The following is a 14,340-nucleotide window of genomic DNA, read 5'->3' on the forward strand; positions in this document are numbered from 1 at the left end:
ACTCCTGTGCCAGGCTGGCGCGCCGTCCGGCGGACACGGACTCGGCCGTGTGCCCCCGCCCCGCGACCGCCTCCTGGAGGAGCACCCGATGAGCCTCGTCAACGGCTTGCCCGCGCATGTCCTGTTCGTCCACTTCGTCGTCGTACTGATCCCGCTGAGCGCGCTGGCACTCGTGGTCGCCGCCGTGTGGCCGAAGGCGGCGCTGCGGCTGGGTCCGGTCCTGCCTCTGCTGGCGCTCGTCGCCCTGGCGTCCGTGCCGCTGACGACACAGGCGGGCGAGTGGCTGGAGCGGCACGTCGACGGCGACCCGCTGGTCAGCCGCCACGCCGAACTCGGCGACGGGCTGTTGCCGTGGGCCGTGGGTCTGTTCGTCCTGGCCGGACTCGTGTGGTGGACGACCCGCCGGACGGCCGCGGCCCGTACCGGCGCCCCCACCCCGTCCGGGACGCGGGGCGGCGGCCTGGTCCGGATCGCCATAGCCGTGCTGTCCGTCGCGGTCGCGGTCGGCGCCGTCGTCGACGTCTACCGCATCGGCGACTCGGGCGCCAAGGCCGCCTGGCACGACGCCTACTCGAAGACCGCCACGGGCGCCCGGCAGTGACGGCAGGCCCGCTCACAGACTCCTGACGAACGTCCGGAGGGCGCCGCGGAATTCGCCGTCGTGGACGACGAGAACCACGACGGCGACGAAGAGGACGTAGGCCAGCAGCACGCCGACACCGCCCACCCCCGGTCGCCCCGGCTGTCCGGCCGGGCGCCCGCGGGCCTCGCCCCGGTACCCCTCGGCACGCCCGATGCCCGGCCTGCCTCGGTGCCGGGCGTGTTGCAGCGGATCGGACACCATCGTCGTCCACTCCCCGTGGGACGGTCGTCCCTCACCGGGCAGCACGCCGGGGACCGCCGGCACAGTTCCCCGCAGGGCCTGCCGTCGCCGACCGGGGACACCGCCGTGACGCGGGGACGGCCAACAGCAGGCACCACGCGCCGCCCAGGAGTCAGGACGCCCCGTCGAAGTGCTTGCTCACCAGGGCCTGGACCGCTGCCAGGTCCTGCCCGGCCAGTGCGTCCAGCAGGGCCGCGTGCTCGGCCGCGTCGGCGATCAGCTCCGCGCGGCTCCGCGGGGCGGAGCCCTGGACGAGCGGCCACTGGGCACGGCGGTGCAGGTCCTCCGCGATCCGCGCCAGTTGCTCGTTGCCCGCGAGGGCGAGCACCGCACGGTGGAAGGCACGGTCGGCTTCTGCGTACGTCACCCGGCCCCCGGACGACGCGGCCCGTACGGTCGCGTCGGCGAGCGGTCGCAGCTCCGCCCAGCTTTCGGCGGGGACCGTGCGGGCGAGCCGCAGGATCACCGGGACCTCGACCAGCGCACGGATCTCGGCGAGCTCGGCGAGTTCCCGGGCGCCGCGCACGACGACGCGGAAGCCGCGGTTGGGTACGACCTCGACAGCGCCCTCCAGGGCGAGTTGCTGCATCGCCTCGCGCACCGGGGTCGCCGACACCCCGAAACGCTCGCCGAGCGCGGGCGCCGAGTAGACCTCGCCGGGCGCCAGCTCCCCCGCGACGAGCGCGGTGCGCAGGGCGTCGACGATCTGCCGTCGCACCGAGGCACGCTGCACGACGGGACGCCCGTCCTGCGCCCCCTGCCCCGCCGCGGACGGCTCGCCGCGCTGCGTCCGCTCGTCCACGCGAGGTCCCGGGATCGGGGTCTCGCTGTGCGTGTGCTCACCGCGCGCGAAGCCCGGGGCGGCGCTCCGCTCGCGGGCTCCGTCCCCGGCCCCGAGCTGCGCCGGAACCCGGCAGACCGGCGCACCGTCGCTCTCGGCCGACGACTCGGCGGAGCCCTGCGCACGGCGGGAACGTGCCTGCTCCACGGGCTCCTCCTCCGGTCGTGGCGGTGCTGGACGGTGCGCGGAACGTGCACGGGGCGGTTACCGCTCGGAAAGCACCATAGGCACCTTACGCTCCGGTTCACACACCACTCACATTCGATAAGGTAAGGCTTACCTATCAGAGCGTGTGAAACGGCGGTCCCTTCATGCCCCTCTCCCCGCCCCCGTCCGTCGTGGCGGACGCGTACGCCCGGCTCACCGAGGTGTTCCCTGGGCTGACCGTCACGGAACTGGGTCCGGGCGAGGCCGCACCGGAAGGCGACGGCTGGGTGTCGGCCGCCGGGCTCGCGGCGGGCGGGGCCGCTCTGGACGCGTTCCTCGCGTGGGACGAGGAGCAGGTGCTGCGCGATTACGGGCAGCGGGCCCGACCGGACGTCGTGGCGAGCTTCGGCCTGCACCGCTACGCGTGGCCGGCCTGTCTGCTGATCACGGTGCCGTGGTTCCTGCGCCGCCGGGTGCCGCGCTTCCCGGTGGAGCACGTCGTGTTCCAGCGCACCCTCGGGCGCCTGGCGGTACGCACCGGAGCGTTCGCCTGCCTGCCGGACGATCCGGCGGCGGCCCTGCCCGGTGCCCTCGTCGTGGCGGACGAGGAGGCGCTGCGCGCCGAGGTGCGGACGGCCGTGGCCGAGCACCTGGATCCCGTGCTCGCCGGGTTCGGACCGCGCATGCGACGGCGCGGGCGCGCCCAGTGGGGCATGGCCACGGACGAGGTGGTCGAAGGGCTCTGGTACGTGGCCGGGCTGCTCGGCGAGGAGCGGCGGGCGAGGCACGAGCTGGAGCTGCTGCTGCCGGGCCGGACGAAGCCGTTCGCCGGCTCGGCCGCGTTCCGCGAACTCACCGGATCGAACGGCGATTCGCTGTCCACCCGGGACCGGGTGACCTGCTGCATGTTCTACACGCTGCGCCCCGAGGACACCTGCGCGACCTGCCCGCGCACCTGCGACGCCGACCGCGTCGCCAAGCTCAGTGGTGCCGCTGCGGCTTGACGTCTCCTCAGGCCTGACGTCCGGCCCTACGCCGCGTGCCGTAAGATCCGTCCCGAGTGTGGCCTCGCACGGATCTCAGGTGTTTCACAACTTCCTCACCTGTCGCAGGAACTTTCCGCGGCACCGCCGTCACGGGTAGGCTTAATCGAACTCAACTCCCGCCCCTCAAGCGGCAGTTCGAGCAGAACGCCGCCCTGGGCAACCCCTTGCGATGCCATGGCGGCCTCTTGCCCCGAAACCCCCTGAGGGCCGGCGGGATTGGGCCACTATGGCGGGCGTTACGCCCTATCCCAATGCAAGGGACCCAGATGAGACTGACCGAGATATCGCTGAACTGGCTGCTTCCGGGCACCGTGTTGCTCCTGGGCGCGGTGGCAGCGGTGGCGATGCTCGCGCGCGGAAAGCGCTCCTCCGGGGAGAACGCGAGCGCGGACGACTCATGGGAGCGCGCCGAGGAGCGCCGCAGGCGCAAGGAGGCCATCTACGCCACGGCCTCCTATGCACTGCTCTTCTGCTGCGCGGCCGTCGCCGCTGCGCTCTCCTTCCACGGCCTGGTCGGCTTCGGCCAGCAGAACCTCGGCCTCACCGGCGGCTGGGAGTACCTGGTCCCGTTCGGCCTGGACGGGGCGGCCATGTTCTGCTCCGTGCTCGCGGTGCGCGAGGCCAGCCACGGTGACGCGGCGCTCGGCTCCCGGATCCTCGTGTGGACGTTCGCGGCCGCTTCCGCCTGGTTCAACTGGGTGCACGCGCCGAGGGGCGTCGACCACGCGGGCGCCCCGCAGTTCTTCGCCGGCATGTCGCTGTCGGCCGCCGTGCTCTTCGACCGGGCGCTCAAGCAGACTCGTCGCGCCGCTCTGCGGGAGCAGGGCCTGGTGCCGCGTCCGCTGCCGCAGATCCGCATCGTCCGCTGGCTGCGGGCCCCGCGCGAGACGTACAAGGCCTGGTCGCTGATGCTTCTGGAGGGTGTGCGCACCCTGGACGAGGCGGTCGAGGAGGTCCGCGAGGACCAGCGCCAGAAGGAGCACAACAAGGCGCTGCGGCGCGAGCAGCAGCGCGTCGAGCGTGTGCAGCTCAAGGCGCTCAGCCGCGGTCACCGCTCGCTGACCGGCGGAAACGGCGGACGTCAGGTCGAGATGCCGACCGTCGAACGCGCGAGCGCTCCCGTCCCCGCGGAGCCCGCCATAGCCGCGGGAGAACTGCCCACGCGCACCCGCCCCTCGCTCCAGCCCGTCCGGAAGCCCTCGGCTGACCCGATCACTGTCGACCTCACGGCCGAGGACGACACCATGGCTCTGCCCCGCCTCGACTCCCTGGAGCGCAAGCTCAAGGACCTCGAGCAGCAGTTCGGCTGAGTCCGGACGCCATCACTGGAAGGGGGCGCGGCACGCTGCCGCGCCCCCTTCAGTGCGTCAGGCGGCCTCCGCGTCCAGCTCGAACCAGACGGCCTTTCCCACACCGTGCGCCCGTACGCCCCACGCGTCCGCCAGGGACTGAACGAGGATCAGGCCCCGGCCGTGCGTGTCCTCGCCGGCCTCCGGCACCCGTGGCCTCGGCTTGCGCCCCACGAAGTCCCTTACCTCCACGCGGAGTCCGCACGGCGACACGGTGGCCGTCAGGACCGCGTCGCGGTCGGTGTGGATGAGCGCGTTGGTGACCAGCTCACTGGTGAGCAGCTCGGCTATCTCGGCTCCTCCCGGCCTTCCCCAGTGCGTCAGCAGTTCCCGCAGCGCCCTGCGCGCCTCGGGTACCGCCCGTAAGTCGGCCCGTCCCAGACGGCGCCTCAGCTGCGGGCCCCCTGACCGGTCCGTCGTCGTGTCGGACGCTTCCTTCGCCTGTTTCACCGACGGCGACCCGATCACCACGGGACCGCCGCGTCGCGCTCGCCTCTCCATGACCCCCGCCCGTACGTGGATGCCGGATCCCCCTGCTCGAACACGTCCACGGGGATCCATGCCCCACCGGCGGGTGGTCAGTCATGCCGAATCGTCAACTACCGTACGCACTGGGTCATATGAGCCAGGCGCGAGTGCGCCCTGCGCGCCCTCGGTCCGGCTCCCGGTCACCCGTACGGACCGGGCCCGTCGCACGACACGCCCGGCTCCTCAGAAACGCACACCCGTGCGCCCGTTCGCGACCGGTGCGGCGCGGGCCACGAGACCGCTGCCGCTGGGCCCTTCGGCCGACTGCGGGCTGCCGATACGGCCGTACGGTGCCTGCGGTCGCTCCCGCTCAGGTCGACATGTAGACAGGGCACGTAGGCCGGGGTGACAGGCCGTCAGCACCTGGATTGCTCCGAACGTGTCTTTCTTCATATTGTCGGCATGTCCGACATGACGGATAAAGAGATCGTTAGTAGGTTCAATCTCGCATCGGCGCGCAGCCGATGTGTCAGAGACAGGAGAAGTGACATGGCAACGCGTTCCACCGCTGTAACGGCCGCAGCCGCGGCCGCCGCGGCCCTGGTGGCCACGGGAATCACGTACGCCTCCGCGGCATCCGAGCCGCAGGCGGCTCCGCTGGCGCAGCACGCCGCCGCAGCCCCGGCCGCAGCCCCGGCCTCCGCGCCGGACGGCAGTAACGGCGGCAGCGGCAACAACAACAACAGCTACGGCAACAACAACAACAACAACAACAACAACAACGACAACTTCGGCGGCGGCGGCGGGGGCGGCGGCGGCGGGGGCAGCAGCTTCCGCAAGGTCACCCGTTGCGAGGACGACGAGGGCGAAGGCAACTTCGACGACAACGACAACAACGGCGACAACGGCGGCCGCGGCGGCCGCTGCGGCCGCAACGACGACGACGGCTTCCGGTTCGGCCGGATTTCGGTCAACGAGCGCGAGTTCGCCGGCGTGCCCGACGGCTGCATCACCGTGGTCAGTGGCCTCGGCGCCAAGACCATCAACGTCCGCAACGAGAGCAGGAACACCGTCGAGGTCTTCAACGGCGCCACCTGCGACAACGGTGCCCCCCTCGCCACCGTCGGCCCGCACAGCTCTTCGAACGGGCTGTTCCCCCGCCACACTAAGGGCGGTGTGAAGGTCAAGCACGGCGTGGTGGCCAGCTTCCGAGTGATCAAGCGCCACGTGGAGCGCTTCGTGGAGGAGCGCGAGGAGCACAGCGGCGGCGGCGGGGGCGGCGGCGGCGGCCAGAGCGGGAAGGGCAACGAAGGCAACAACAACAACAACAACTACGGAGGCAGCAGCGGAGGCAGGTGATCCTGGGGGCCGAAGGTCCCTCTGAAGGTAGAGAACGAGAACCCCGGCCCGCCGGAATCGGGCCGGGGTTCCGGTCTGCGCGCGACGTGTCCGCCGGCTACGGCCGGGGCACGTTGCGCAGGTTCGAACGGGCCAGCTGGACCATGCGACCGACCCCGCCGTCCAGCACGATCTTCGAGGCCGAGAGCGCGAAGCCCGTGACCATCTCCCTGCTGATCCTGGGCGGGATGGACAGGGCGTTCGGATCGGTGACGACGTCGACGAGCGCGGGACCCTTGTGCCGGAAGGCGTCCTTGAGGGCGCTCGCGAGCTGCTTGGGCTTGTCCACCCGGATGCCGTACGCCCCGCACGCGCGGGCCACGGCGGCGAAGTCGGGGTTCTTCGCGGAAGTGCCGTACGCGGGCAGCCCGGCCACCATCATCTCCAGTTCGACCATGCCCAGCGAGGAGTTGTTGAACAGCACGACTTTCACCGGCAGGTCGTACTGGACCAGGGTCAGAAAGTCGCCCATCAGCATGGAGAAGCCGCCGTCGCCCGACATCGACACGATCTGCCGCCCGCGGTCCGTGAACTGCGCGCCGATCGCCATCGGCAGCGCGTTCGCCATCGAGCCGTGGGAGAACGAGCCGATGACACGCCGACGGCCGTTCGGAGAGATGTAACGGGCGGCCCAGACGTTGCACATCCCCGTGTCGACCGTGAAGACGGCGTCCGGATCGGCGATCTCGTCGAGTACCGAGGCCACGTACTCCGGATGGATCGGAATGTGCTTCTCCACCTTTCGGGTGTACGCCTTGACCACGCCTTCCAGCGCATCCGCGTGCTTCTTCAGCATCTTGTCGAGGAAGCGCCGGTTCTGCTTCGCCGTCACCCGCGGGGTCAGGCACCGCAGGGTCTCCTTCACATCGCCCCACACCGCCAGGTCCAGCTTGGAGCGGCGGCCCAGATTCTCCGGGCGTACGTCGATCTGGGCGATGGCCACGTCGTCCGGCAGGAAGGCGTTGTACGGGAAGTCGGTGCCCAGCAGGATCAGCAGGTCGCACTCGTGGGTGGCCTCGTACGCGGCGCCGTAGCCCAGAAGGCCGCTCATGCCCACGTCGTACGGGTTGTCGTACTGGATCCACTCCTTGCCCCGCAGGGCGTGCCCCACCGGGGACTTGATCTTCCCGGCGAGCTCCATGACCTCGGCGTGCGCGCCCGCGGTGCCGCTGCCGCAGAAGAGGGTGACCCGCTCCGCCTGGTCGATCATCCGAACGAGTTCGTCGATCTCGTGGTCACCCGGGCGGACGCTGGGCCGGGAGGTGACAAGGGCGGTCTCGGCGGGCTTGTCGGGGGCGGGCTGGTCGGCGATGTCGCCGGGGAGCGCCACCACGCTGACGCCGCTACGGCCGATCGCGTTCTGGATCGCCGTCTGCAGCAGCCGGGGCATCTGCTTCGGATTGGATATCAGCTCGCAGTAGTGGGAGCACTCCTGGAACAACCGGTCCGGGTGCGTCTCCTGGAAGTAGCCGAGGCCTATCTCGCTGGAGGGTATGTGCGAGGCGAGGGCCAGCACCGGGGCCATGGAACGGTGGGCGTCGTAGAGGCCGTTGATGAGGTGGAGGTTGCCGGGGCCGCAGGAGCCCGCGCAGGCGGTCAGCTTGCCGGTTATCTGTGCCTCGGCGCCGGCCGCGAAGGCGGCGGTCTCCTCGTGGCGTACATGCACCCAGTCGATGGCGGCGTTGCGACGGACGGCGTCCACGATCGGATTGAGGCTGTCGCCGACGACTCCGTACAGGCGTTTGACCCCGGCGCGGGCGAGTATCTCGACGAACTGGTCGGCAACGTTCTGCTTGGCCATGGATGCATGCACCCCTTCGCTTGCCTTGGGTCCATCAATCCACAGCGACCGCCATCACGCCTCCCAAACGGCGGCCGCCGTACGGTCGTCGGCATAGCCCTTCACCCGCACCGCCGTGTCGGCGAGAAACGCGGCGAGGCCCGGTGGCCCGCCCGCCGACCAGCGCTCCGTGAGGTGTTCGGCGAGAAGCGGTTCGCCGCGCAGCGGTTCGGCGAGACCACCCGAGCACAGCAGCAGGGTGTCACCCGGACGGGCGATGGACGCACGGAAGCGGAAGGGGTCATGGGGCGGCTCGGGGGCCGGCTCATAGGGGCTCGGAGGCGTCGTCAGGGCCAGGTCCATGGTGATCCGGTCGCCTTCGGGGGTCTCGGACGGGAGCGAACCGAACCCCATCACGGCCTCGCCCGCCGCCTCGGTCCCGTGCGGCTCGATGTCCTCCCACTCGCCGTCCCGCAGCCGGAACAGGCCGCCCGGGCCGACGCCGAAGAAGACGCGTGTACGACAGGACGGGTCGGCGGGCAGCAGCAGACAGCGCAGCGTGGCCGTGTACTCCTCGGGGTCAAGGCTCCGTTCGACGGCGTCGGCGCGCAGCTTGCCGAAACTGCGGTCGGTGAGCCGCTGAAGGCCCGACTTGAGGTCGCCGCGCCGGTCGGCCCTGATGTCCTCGCTCAGACGGAGGTGACTGCGCCCGACGGCACGCCCGATCCAGTGGCACACCTCTGCCGCGGCCAGGTGCGCACCGGGCGCGGCCCGCGCGCCGGTCGCCATGGCGACGAGGACGAGCGCCTGGTCGCCGGTGCCGAAGCGGGCGGTGAACAGGGCGTCCCGGCGCGGCTCGCCCCGGTAGCGCGCCGAATCCCCGCGCACCGAGACCGCGCGCAGCGTGCAGGCCCCGTAGCGCGCCCCGTCCAGCACGGTGTCGGCGACCAGGTCGCCGAGGTCGTCCGGGTCGGCGAGCGGGAGGGCGGTGGGCTCGGGGTCGTAGGTGGGCGGCCCGGAGCCCACGTAGTCGACGGCAGGCACTGTTCCGGTTCGGGCGAGCCGGGGCTCCGCCTCCGCGGCGACGGCCGGAACGTCACGGTCGCTGGAGGCGGGGCCGGCCTCGAGGGCAGCGGGCCTGGACGGAGAGGGGAAGGTCAGAGGGCCCGTCGACCTGGCGGACGGCGGTTCCCACGGCGCCGGGCCGCGGGCGGGAGGGCCACCCCAATCGAGCGGAGCCACGAGCCGGGAGGAACCGGTGGGCCCGGCGGGCGGCGCGGAGGTGTCCGCGCGGGGTACGGCCGGGGGGGCCGTCCCGTTCCCGGGCGGTGACGTGCCGGCGCCCGCCGACGGGAGCGGCTCCTCGGCCCCGGCCCGGGTGCCGCGGTCTGCCACCGTCCCCACGGCGGAGGCGAAACGGTCGTCGAGGCTGTCCGCCGCGGGGGCCGGTCCCGTGTCCCCGGTGGCGTCGTCGTACAACTGCCCCCACCAGTCGTCCGCGTTCTCGGTGGGGCTCCACCCCTGCTGGCTCATGCCCCCGATTGTCCACCGAGGGGCGTGAATAAACGGCGCATCAGGAAAATCCGGCCAGGCGACCGGTCTGCGATCCGCACGTCGGACGACACCTCGAACTGCGGTCCGAAACCGGCCACCGGGAGGCGGACCGCCGGACGATCCCACCCCCCACAGGGGAACCGTCCGGCGGCACCGCGGTGACAGGGCCCGGCACGCCTCCGGCGCCCCGTCACGTTCGTGCGGCCACTGGCCTACGGCCAGGTGAGGCCGGGTGTGAACCGCTGTCCCGAAGTGCCGGCCGGCCCGGCGCACCGGGCCGGCGCGTGCGACGACCGGCATCAGGGCCTCCGGTACGTCCCTCCGGAGGACCGCAGACGGCATCCGCGCAGGCTGAACGGGCCGTAAGCGGGTACAGCGGGCAGTGGTCGACACCGCGATGGCGTCACCTTGGCAGACGGACAGGGGGTAGGGCGATGATGTCCCGAGGCGGGTTTGTGCCGTGGCTGATTTCCGCCACGACGCCGTACCGTGCGGCTTTTATTCGGGGAGGGGCGACCGGCTGATGCTGGCAGTGATAGGCCTGGACGAGACGCACGAGTCGGCGTACCGGGCGCTGGTGTCCGTGGGCGCCGCCGACGTGCCCGATCTGGCGCGGCGGCTGACCCTCGGCGAGCAGGACACCGAGCGCGCCCTGCGCCGGCTCGAAGGGCACGGACTCGCGGCCCAGTCGTCGGCCCGGCCCGGCCGCTGGGTCGCGGCGCCCCCCGGAGTGGCGCTGGGCGCGCTGCTCACCCAGCAGCGCCACGAACTGGAGAAGGCCGAACTGGCGGCCGCGCTGCTCGCCGAGGAGTACCGGGCGGCGGCCGCGGAGCCCGCCGTGCACGACCTGGTCGAAGTGGTGATCGGCGCGGCCGGGGTCGGCCGGCGCTTCCTGCAGCTTCAGCTCGCGGCGACCGAGGAGGTGTGCGCCCTGGTCACCGGCACCCCGGTCGCCGTGTCGGGCATGGAGAACGACGCCGAGGAGCAGGCGGCGCAGCGCGGGGTGCACTACCGGGTGGTGGTCGAACGGGCGGTGCTCGACCGGCCCGACGGCATCACCGAGCTGACCGCCGCGCTCGGCCGCGACGAACAGGTGCGGGTCGTCGACAAGGTGCCGACCAAGCTGGTGGTCGCCGACCGGTCGATCGCCATGGTGCCGCTGACCACGCACACCGCGGAACCCGCCGCTCTCGTCGTGCACGCGAGCGGACTGCTGGAGCTCCTGTCCGGCCTGTTCGAGTCGGTGTGGCGGGACGCGCTGCCGCTGCGGCTCGGGGCGTCCGGCGTCACCGAGCAGCCGCTGGACGGCCCCGACGGCACCGATCTCCAGGTGCTGTCCCTGCTGCTCGCGGGGCTGACGGACGCGAGCGTCGCCAAGCAGCTCGACCTGGGCCTGCGCACGGTGCAGCGCCGGGTGAAACGGCTGATGGAGCTGACCGGGGTGACGACCCGGCTGCAGCTCGGCTGGCACGCGTACGAGCGGGGCTGGGTAGCCCGGGACTGAGCCTGGACTGCGGGGCGATTCACGCGCCGGCCCCTCGGATCTCTCCCGGCTCCATGACGTCGCTCCCTTGGACGGACGGTCCCCGGCCGGCGTGTGCCCGCCTGGCCGCCCGTCAGCGCTCGAGGGCCGCCGGGTCGATCGCGTCCGCGAGCGCCGTCGCGCCCGCGTCGTTGAAGTGCAGATGGTCGCCCGGGTCGTAGTCCGGCAGGATGCGATCCGGGCGGGCGGGGTCCCGTACGGCCCTGTCGAAGTCCGCGATCCCGTCGAAGATGCCGCCGCGGATGAGGGCGTTGATCTCATGGCGCAGACGCTCGCGTTCCGGGGTCCAACGCTGGTGGCCGCCGAACGGTGTGAGGGTGGCCCCGATGACGCGCAGGCCGTAGGCGTGCGCACGGGTCACGATCTGCCGGTACGCCCGTACGAAGGCGGCCGGATCGGTCTGGCCCGGTGTGTCCTTGAGGTCGTTGACACCCTCCAGCACGATCACGGTGCGGGCTCCGGTGCGGGTGAGGACGTCGGCGTCCAACCGGGCCAGGGCGCTCGGGCCGACTCCGTCCAGCAGGAGGCGGTTGCCGGCGATCCCGGCGTTCAGGACGCCGGGTCTGCGGCTCGCCGGGAGCGCACGCAGCCGCTCGGAGAGAAGGTCGGGCCAGCGGTGGTTGGTCCCCTGGGAGGTGCCGGTGCCATCGGTGAGGGAGTCGCCGAGGGCCACCACACTGCCGGCGAGCGCGGGACGCAGGACGTCCACACCGGTCACGTAGTACCAGTGGGAGACCGTGGTGGTGTAAGCGGCTCCGCTGGTGTCGGCGGCCCGGTTGTCGTTCCTGGCCAGGTAGTTGGTCTGCATCGCGGTGCGGTGGTAGGTGGCCGGGCCGCAGTCGGCGGACGTGTGCACGGTGATGAGCAGGTCTGCGTCGGCCGGGACGCGCAGGGGGACGGCGTCGGTGACACGGTCCTCCCCCACGGGCACGGTGACGGAGGTCGCGCCGGAGAAGGTCGCGATGCGCAGGGAGCCCGGGACGGCCTCGGCACCGATCCCCCGCCGCAACGCCACCGTGACGGCGTCGAGTCGGAGCGGCGCGCTGCCGAAGCGGTTGGAGACGCGGATGCGGGCGGCGCTGCCGCCGACGCTGGCGTGCACGACGTTGCGGATCGAGACGCCGGGCAGGGCGGGGGCGGTGCCGGAGGGGGCCGCCTCCCAGGTACCGGTCCACCGGGGAGCCGTCTCGGTCCCGCCGGACGCACCCGGGGCGGCGACCGCGGTCGACAGCAGGGTGAGGGCCAGGACGGCGAGGAAGCGACGCCGTGTTCCCCTTGCGCGGGCCAACCGGATCATATGGATGCGCCCTCTTTCCACCGGCGGCCCCGGGACGCGGGGCCGGGAAGCGTTCGAAGACTTCCCAGGACCCACCGGCGAGGTAACGCATCGTCACACGGTCGGGCGTACGGACCGCCCACAGAACAATTCGGTCGCCGTCGTCCGCCCACGGAACTAACGTTTGCGGCCACGAGCACGCTGCAGCAGATCCATCCCTGTTCTTCGGAGGGAATCCCCGCAGACGTGGTTTCTGGCCGACGTCGGGGAGCGGCTGGCGCCGACGGACCAGGCCGATGGACCGGGGGCCGGCTCGAACCGGTTTCCGATGCAGGCCGGTGGCCGGGAGCGCTTGGCTGTCGGCATGGGTGAATTCAGCATGATTCTTGCCAGGGACCCTGGGGGTTTACGCCCGGGGGGAAACGCATCCTCAAGTGGGCGGCGCAGAGTGCCGCAGCCTTCGTCGTCGCGGAGCGCTGCGCAGCTGGGTCCGGGTGAGGGAAGTTCTCGTGTTCGAATGCGCGGGCTCGGAGGGGCCGGGTAGCGTCGCGGGTGTGAAGCTGGTGGTGCAGGTGAAGCTGCTGCCGACGCCCGTGCAGGCGGCGGCACTTGAGGCGACCCTGCGCGCCTGCAACGAGGCCGCCAGCTGGGCTAGCGGTGTGGCGTTCGAAAAGGATGTGAAGCGGAACTTCGCGCTGCGCGAGCACACCTACGGTGAGATCAAGGCTCGGTGGGGGCTGGGTGCGCAGGCCGCCCAGCACGTGATCAAGAAGACGTGCGACGCGTATGCCGCGTTGAGGGCGAACCTGAAGGCCGGGAATCTGGGCAAGCCCGGCTCGAAGCGCTATCGGAAGGCCATCGGGAAGCCGATCACCTTCCGGCCGCACAGCGCGCAGCCGTATGACGACCGGATGCTGTCCTGGCAGATGGCCGAGCGGCGCATCTCGATCTGGACCGTGCACGGGCGGATGCGGGACGTGGCGTTCACCGCCGGTGGGGAGCAGTTGGCCACCCTGGCCCGGTGCCGCAAGGGCGAGTCCGATCTGCTGGTGCGGGACGGCATGTGGTTCCTGCTGGCCACCTGCGAGGTCCCCGAAGCCGCGCCGAACACGGATCCGGTGGACTTCCTCGGCATCGACCTGGGCATCGTCAACATCGCCACCACGTCCGACGGCCAGCTCATGGCCGGGCGGGCGCTCAACCGGATCCGGGTCCGGGAACGCACGCTGCGGGCCAAGCTGCAGAAGAAGAGCACCCCGTCCGCCAGGCGGCGGCTGAAGAAGCGGCGGCGCAAGGAGGCGCGGCGGGCGCGGGACATCAACCACAAGATCGCGAAACATGTGGTGGCCGAGGCAGAACGCACCGGTCGCGGAATCGCCCTGGAAGATCTGACGGGCATCCGCGAGCGGGTACGGCTTCGCAAGCCCCAACGGGCCACCCTGCACAGCTGGGCCTTTCACCAACTGGGGCAGTTCATCGCCTATAAGGCCCGCCGCGCGGGGGTGCCGGTGGTGTACGTCGATCCGGCGTACACCTCCCGCACCTGCGCCGAGTGCGGCTACCTCGACAATGCGAACCGGGTCTCGCAAGCCTGGTTCGCATGCCGGTCCTGCGGCGTCGTTGCGCACGCGGACCACAACGCCTCCCGCAACATCCGCGCCCGCGCGTGGGAGTTGTGGCGACGCGGGGTGCAGTCAACCACCCCAGCCCCACCCCCGAGACAACCAGGTGGGACAGGACGCAAACGCAGCGCCACAGCCAGTGACGCCCGTTGTGCAAGCACCGTCGCCTCAGCGACGGGCAGTTGACTGATGCCGAACGCGCGTATCTGCACTCCCAGCGACTCGGGCGGCTGGCCACCGTCGATCCGCACGGACAGCCCCAGGCCAACCCGGTCGGCTTCTTCCTCCAGGAGGACGGGACCATCCTGATCGGCGGCCAGCGGAACTCCTCACCGGTCCGCACGATCTGGGGCCGCACTTCAGCGACGAAGTGATCCGGATCCGTCCGCGGCGGATCCACAGCTGGGGTCTGGAGGTCGAGCAGGCCTGAACC

Annotated in this window: 12 protein-coding genes and 1 pseudogene; 7 read left to right on the forward strand and 6 right to left on the reverse strand. The window is 71.7% G+C overall.

Annotated elements, in window-relative coordinates:
• Nucleotides 1-88: 88 nt before the first annotated feature.
• Nucleotides 89-601: a DUF2231 domain-containing protein gene (locus ABZ904_RS02260; RefSeq protein ID WP_359407978.1), complete on the forward strand. Its 513-nt coding sequence runs from the start codon at nt 89-91 to the stop codon at nt 599-601.
• A 12-nt stretch (nt 602-613) separates the two neighbouring features.
• Here ABZ904_RS02260 and ABZ904_RS02265 read toward each other — a convergent pair whose 3' ends face one another.
• Both ABZ904_RS02265 and ABZ904_RS02270 read right to left on the reverse strand, forming a co-directional pair.
• On the reverse strand, nt 614-844 hold the full coding sequence (locus tag ABZ904_RS02265; protein ID WP_360990101.1) for a hypothetical protein: 231 nt from the start codon (nt 842-844) through the stop codon (nt 614-616).
• Between the two features lie 151 nt (nt 845-995).
• Entirely contained in the window at nt 996-1,871 is an 876-nt protein-coding gene (locus ABZ904_RS02270) for a GntR family transcriptional regulator (protein ID WP_361820646.1), read from the reverse strand.
• Nucleotides 1,872-2,035: 164 nt separating this feature from the next.
• Between ABZ904_RS02270 and ABZ904_RS02275 the strand changes: the two genes are divergently transcribed.
• Both ABZ904_RS02275 and ABZ904_RS02280 read left to right on the forward strand, forming a co-directional pair.
• Nucleotides 2,036-2,875 carry a (2Fe-2S)-binding protein gene (locus ABZ904_RS02275; protein ID WP_361820649.1) on the forward strand — a complete coding sequence of 280 codons (840 nt, stop codon included), beginning with the start codon at nt 2,036-2,038 and terminating at the stop codon, nt 2,873-2,875.
• 308 nt (nt 2,876-3,183) lie between these two features.
• Nucleotides 3,184-4,227, forward strand: a complete 1,044-nt coding sequence (locus ABZ904_RS02280) for a DUF2637 domain-containing protein (RefSeq protein WP_360990093.1) — start codon at nt 3,184-3,186, stop codon at nt 4,225-4,227.
• Between the two features lie 57 nt (nt 4,228-4,284).
• On the opposite strand, the gene ABZ904_RS02285 is transcribed toward ABZ904_RS02280, so the two are convergent.
• A complete protein-coding gene (locus ABZ904_RS02285) occupies nt 4,285-4,767 on the reverse strand; it encodes an ATP-binding protein (protein WP_360990091.1) in 483 nt (160 codons plus the stop codon).
• A gap of 516 nt (nt 4,768-5,283) precedes the next feature.
• On the opposite strand from ABZ904_RS02285, the gene ABZ904_RS02290 reads away from it, so the two are divergent.
• Nucleotides 5,284-6,093, forward strand: coding sequence for a hypothetical protein (locus tag ABZ904_RS02290; protein WP_361820652.1), 810 nt, complete (start codon nt 5,284-5,286; stop codon nt 6,091-6,093).
• Between the two features lie 97 nt (nt 6,094-6,190).
• Here ABZ904_RS02290 and ABZ904_RS02295 read toward each other — a convergent pair whose 3' ends face one another.
• Both ABZ904_RS02295 and ABZ904_RS02300 read right to left on the reverse strand, forming a co-directional pair.
• On the reverse strand, nt 6,191-7,933 hold the full coding sequence (locus ABZ904_RS02295; protein ID WP_360990085.1) for a pyruvate dehydrogenase: 1,743 nt from the start codon (nt 7,931-7,933) through the stop codon (nt 6,191-6,193).
• Nucleotides 7,934-7,987: 54 nt separating this feature from the next.
• Nucleotides 7,988-9,445 (reverse strand): protein phosphatase 2C domain-containing protein, encoded by a 1,458-nt coding sequence (locus ABZ904_RS02300; protein WP_361820655.1) that lies wholly within the window; start codon nt 9,443-9,445, stop codon nt 7,988-7,990.
• 544 nt (nt 9,446-9,989) lie between these two features.
• Here ABZ904_RS02300 and ABZ904_RS02305 point away from each other — a divergent pair.
• Nucleotides 9,990-10,970: a helix-turn-helix domain-containing protein gene (locus ABZ904_RS02305; RefSeq protein ID WP_360990078.1), complete on the forward strand. Its 981-nt coding sequence runs from the start codon at nt 9,990-9,992 to the stop codon at nt 10,968-10,970.
• A gap of 112 nt (nt 10,971-11,082) precedes the next feature.
• Here the strand turns inward: ABZ904_RS02305 and ABZ904_RS02310 are convergent, their stop codons facing one another.
• On the reverse strand, nt 11,083-12,306 hold the full coding sequence (locus ABZ904_RS02310) for an SGNH/GDSL hydrolase family protein (RefSeq protein ID WP_360990075.1): 1,224 nt from the start codon (nt 12,304-12,306) through the stop codon (nt 11,083-11,085).
• 533 nt (nt 12,307-12,839) lie between these two features.
• Between ABZ904_RS02310 and ABZ904_RS02315 the strand changes: the two genes are divergently transcribed.
• Complete coding sequence (locus ABZ904_RS02315; RefSeq protein ID WP_360990072.1) at nt 12,840-14,093, forward strand: transposase; 1,254 nt, start codon at nt 12,840-12,842, stop codon at nt 14,091-14,093.
• Nucleotides 14,057-14,337, forward strand: a pseudogene (locus tag ABZ904_RS02320) (pyridoxamine 5'-phosphate oxidase family protein). Before ABZ904_RS02315 ends, ABZ904_RS02320 begins: the two are co-directional and overlap by 37 nt.
• Nucleotides 14,338-14,340 lie beyond the last annotated feature (3 nt).

This window comes from Streptomyces sp. NPDC046900, assembly GCF_040644975.1.
Taxonomy (GTDB): Bacteria; Actinomycetota; Actinomycetes; order Streptomycetales; family Streptomycetaceae; genus Streptomyces.

Coding starts and splice junctions, on each gene's coding strand:
- ABZ904_RS02260 (WP_359407978.1), top strand. CDS start 89: ATGAGCCTCGTCAACGGCTTGCCCGCGCATGTCCTGTTCGTCCACTTC.
- ABZ904_RS02295 (WP_360990085.1), bottom strand. CDS start 7,933: ATGGCCAAGCAGAACGTTGCCGACCAGTTCGTCGAGATACTCGCCCGC.
- ABZ904_RS02275 (WP_361820649.1), top strand. CDS start 2,036: ATGCCCCTCTCCCCGCCCCCGTCCGTCGTGGCGGACGCGTACGCCCGG.
- ABZ904_RS02265 (WP_360990101.1), bottom strand. CDS start 844: ATGGTGTCCGATCCGCTGCAACACGCCCGGCACCGAGGCAGGCCGGGC.
- ABZ904_RS02310 (WP_360990075.1), bottom strand. CDS start 12,306: ATGATCCGGTTGGCCCGCGCAAGGGGAACACGGCGTCGCTTCCTCGCC.
- ABZ904_RS02285 (WP_360990091.1), bottom strand. CDS start 4,767: ATGGAGAGGCGAGCGCGACGCGGCGGTCCCGTGGTGATCGGGTCGCCG.
- ABZ904_RS02290 (WP_361820652.1), top strand. CDS start 5,284: ATGGCAACGCGTTCCACCGCTGTAACGGCCGCAGCCGCGGCCGCCGCG.
- ABZ904_RS02305 (WP_360990078.1), top strand. CDS start 9,990: ATGCTGGCAGTGATAGGCCTGGACGAGACGCACGAGTCGGCGTACCGG.
- ABZ904_RS02280 (WP_360990093.1), top strand. CDS start 3,184: ATGAGACTGACCGAGATATCGCTGAACTGGCTGCTTCCGGGCACCGTG.
- ABZ904_RS02300 (WP_361820655.1), bottom strand. CDS start 9,445: ATGAGCCAGCAGGGGTGGAGCCCCACCGAGAACGCGGACGACTGGTGG.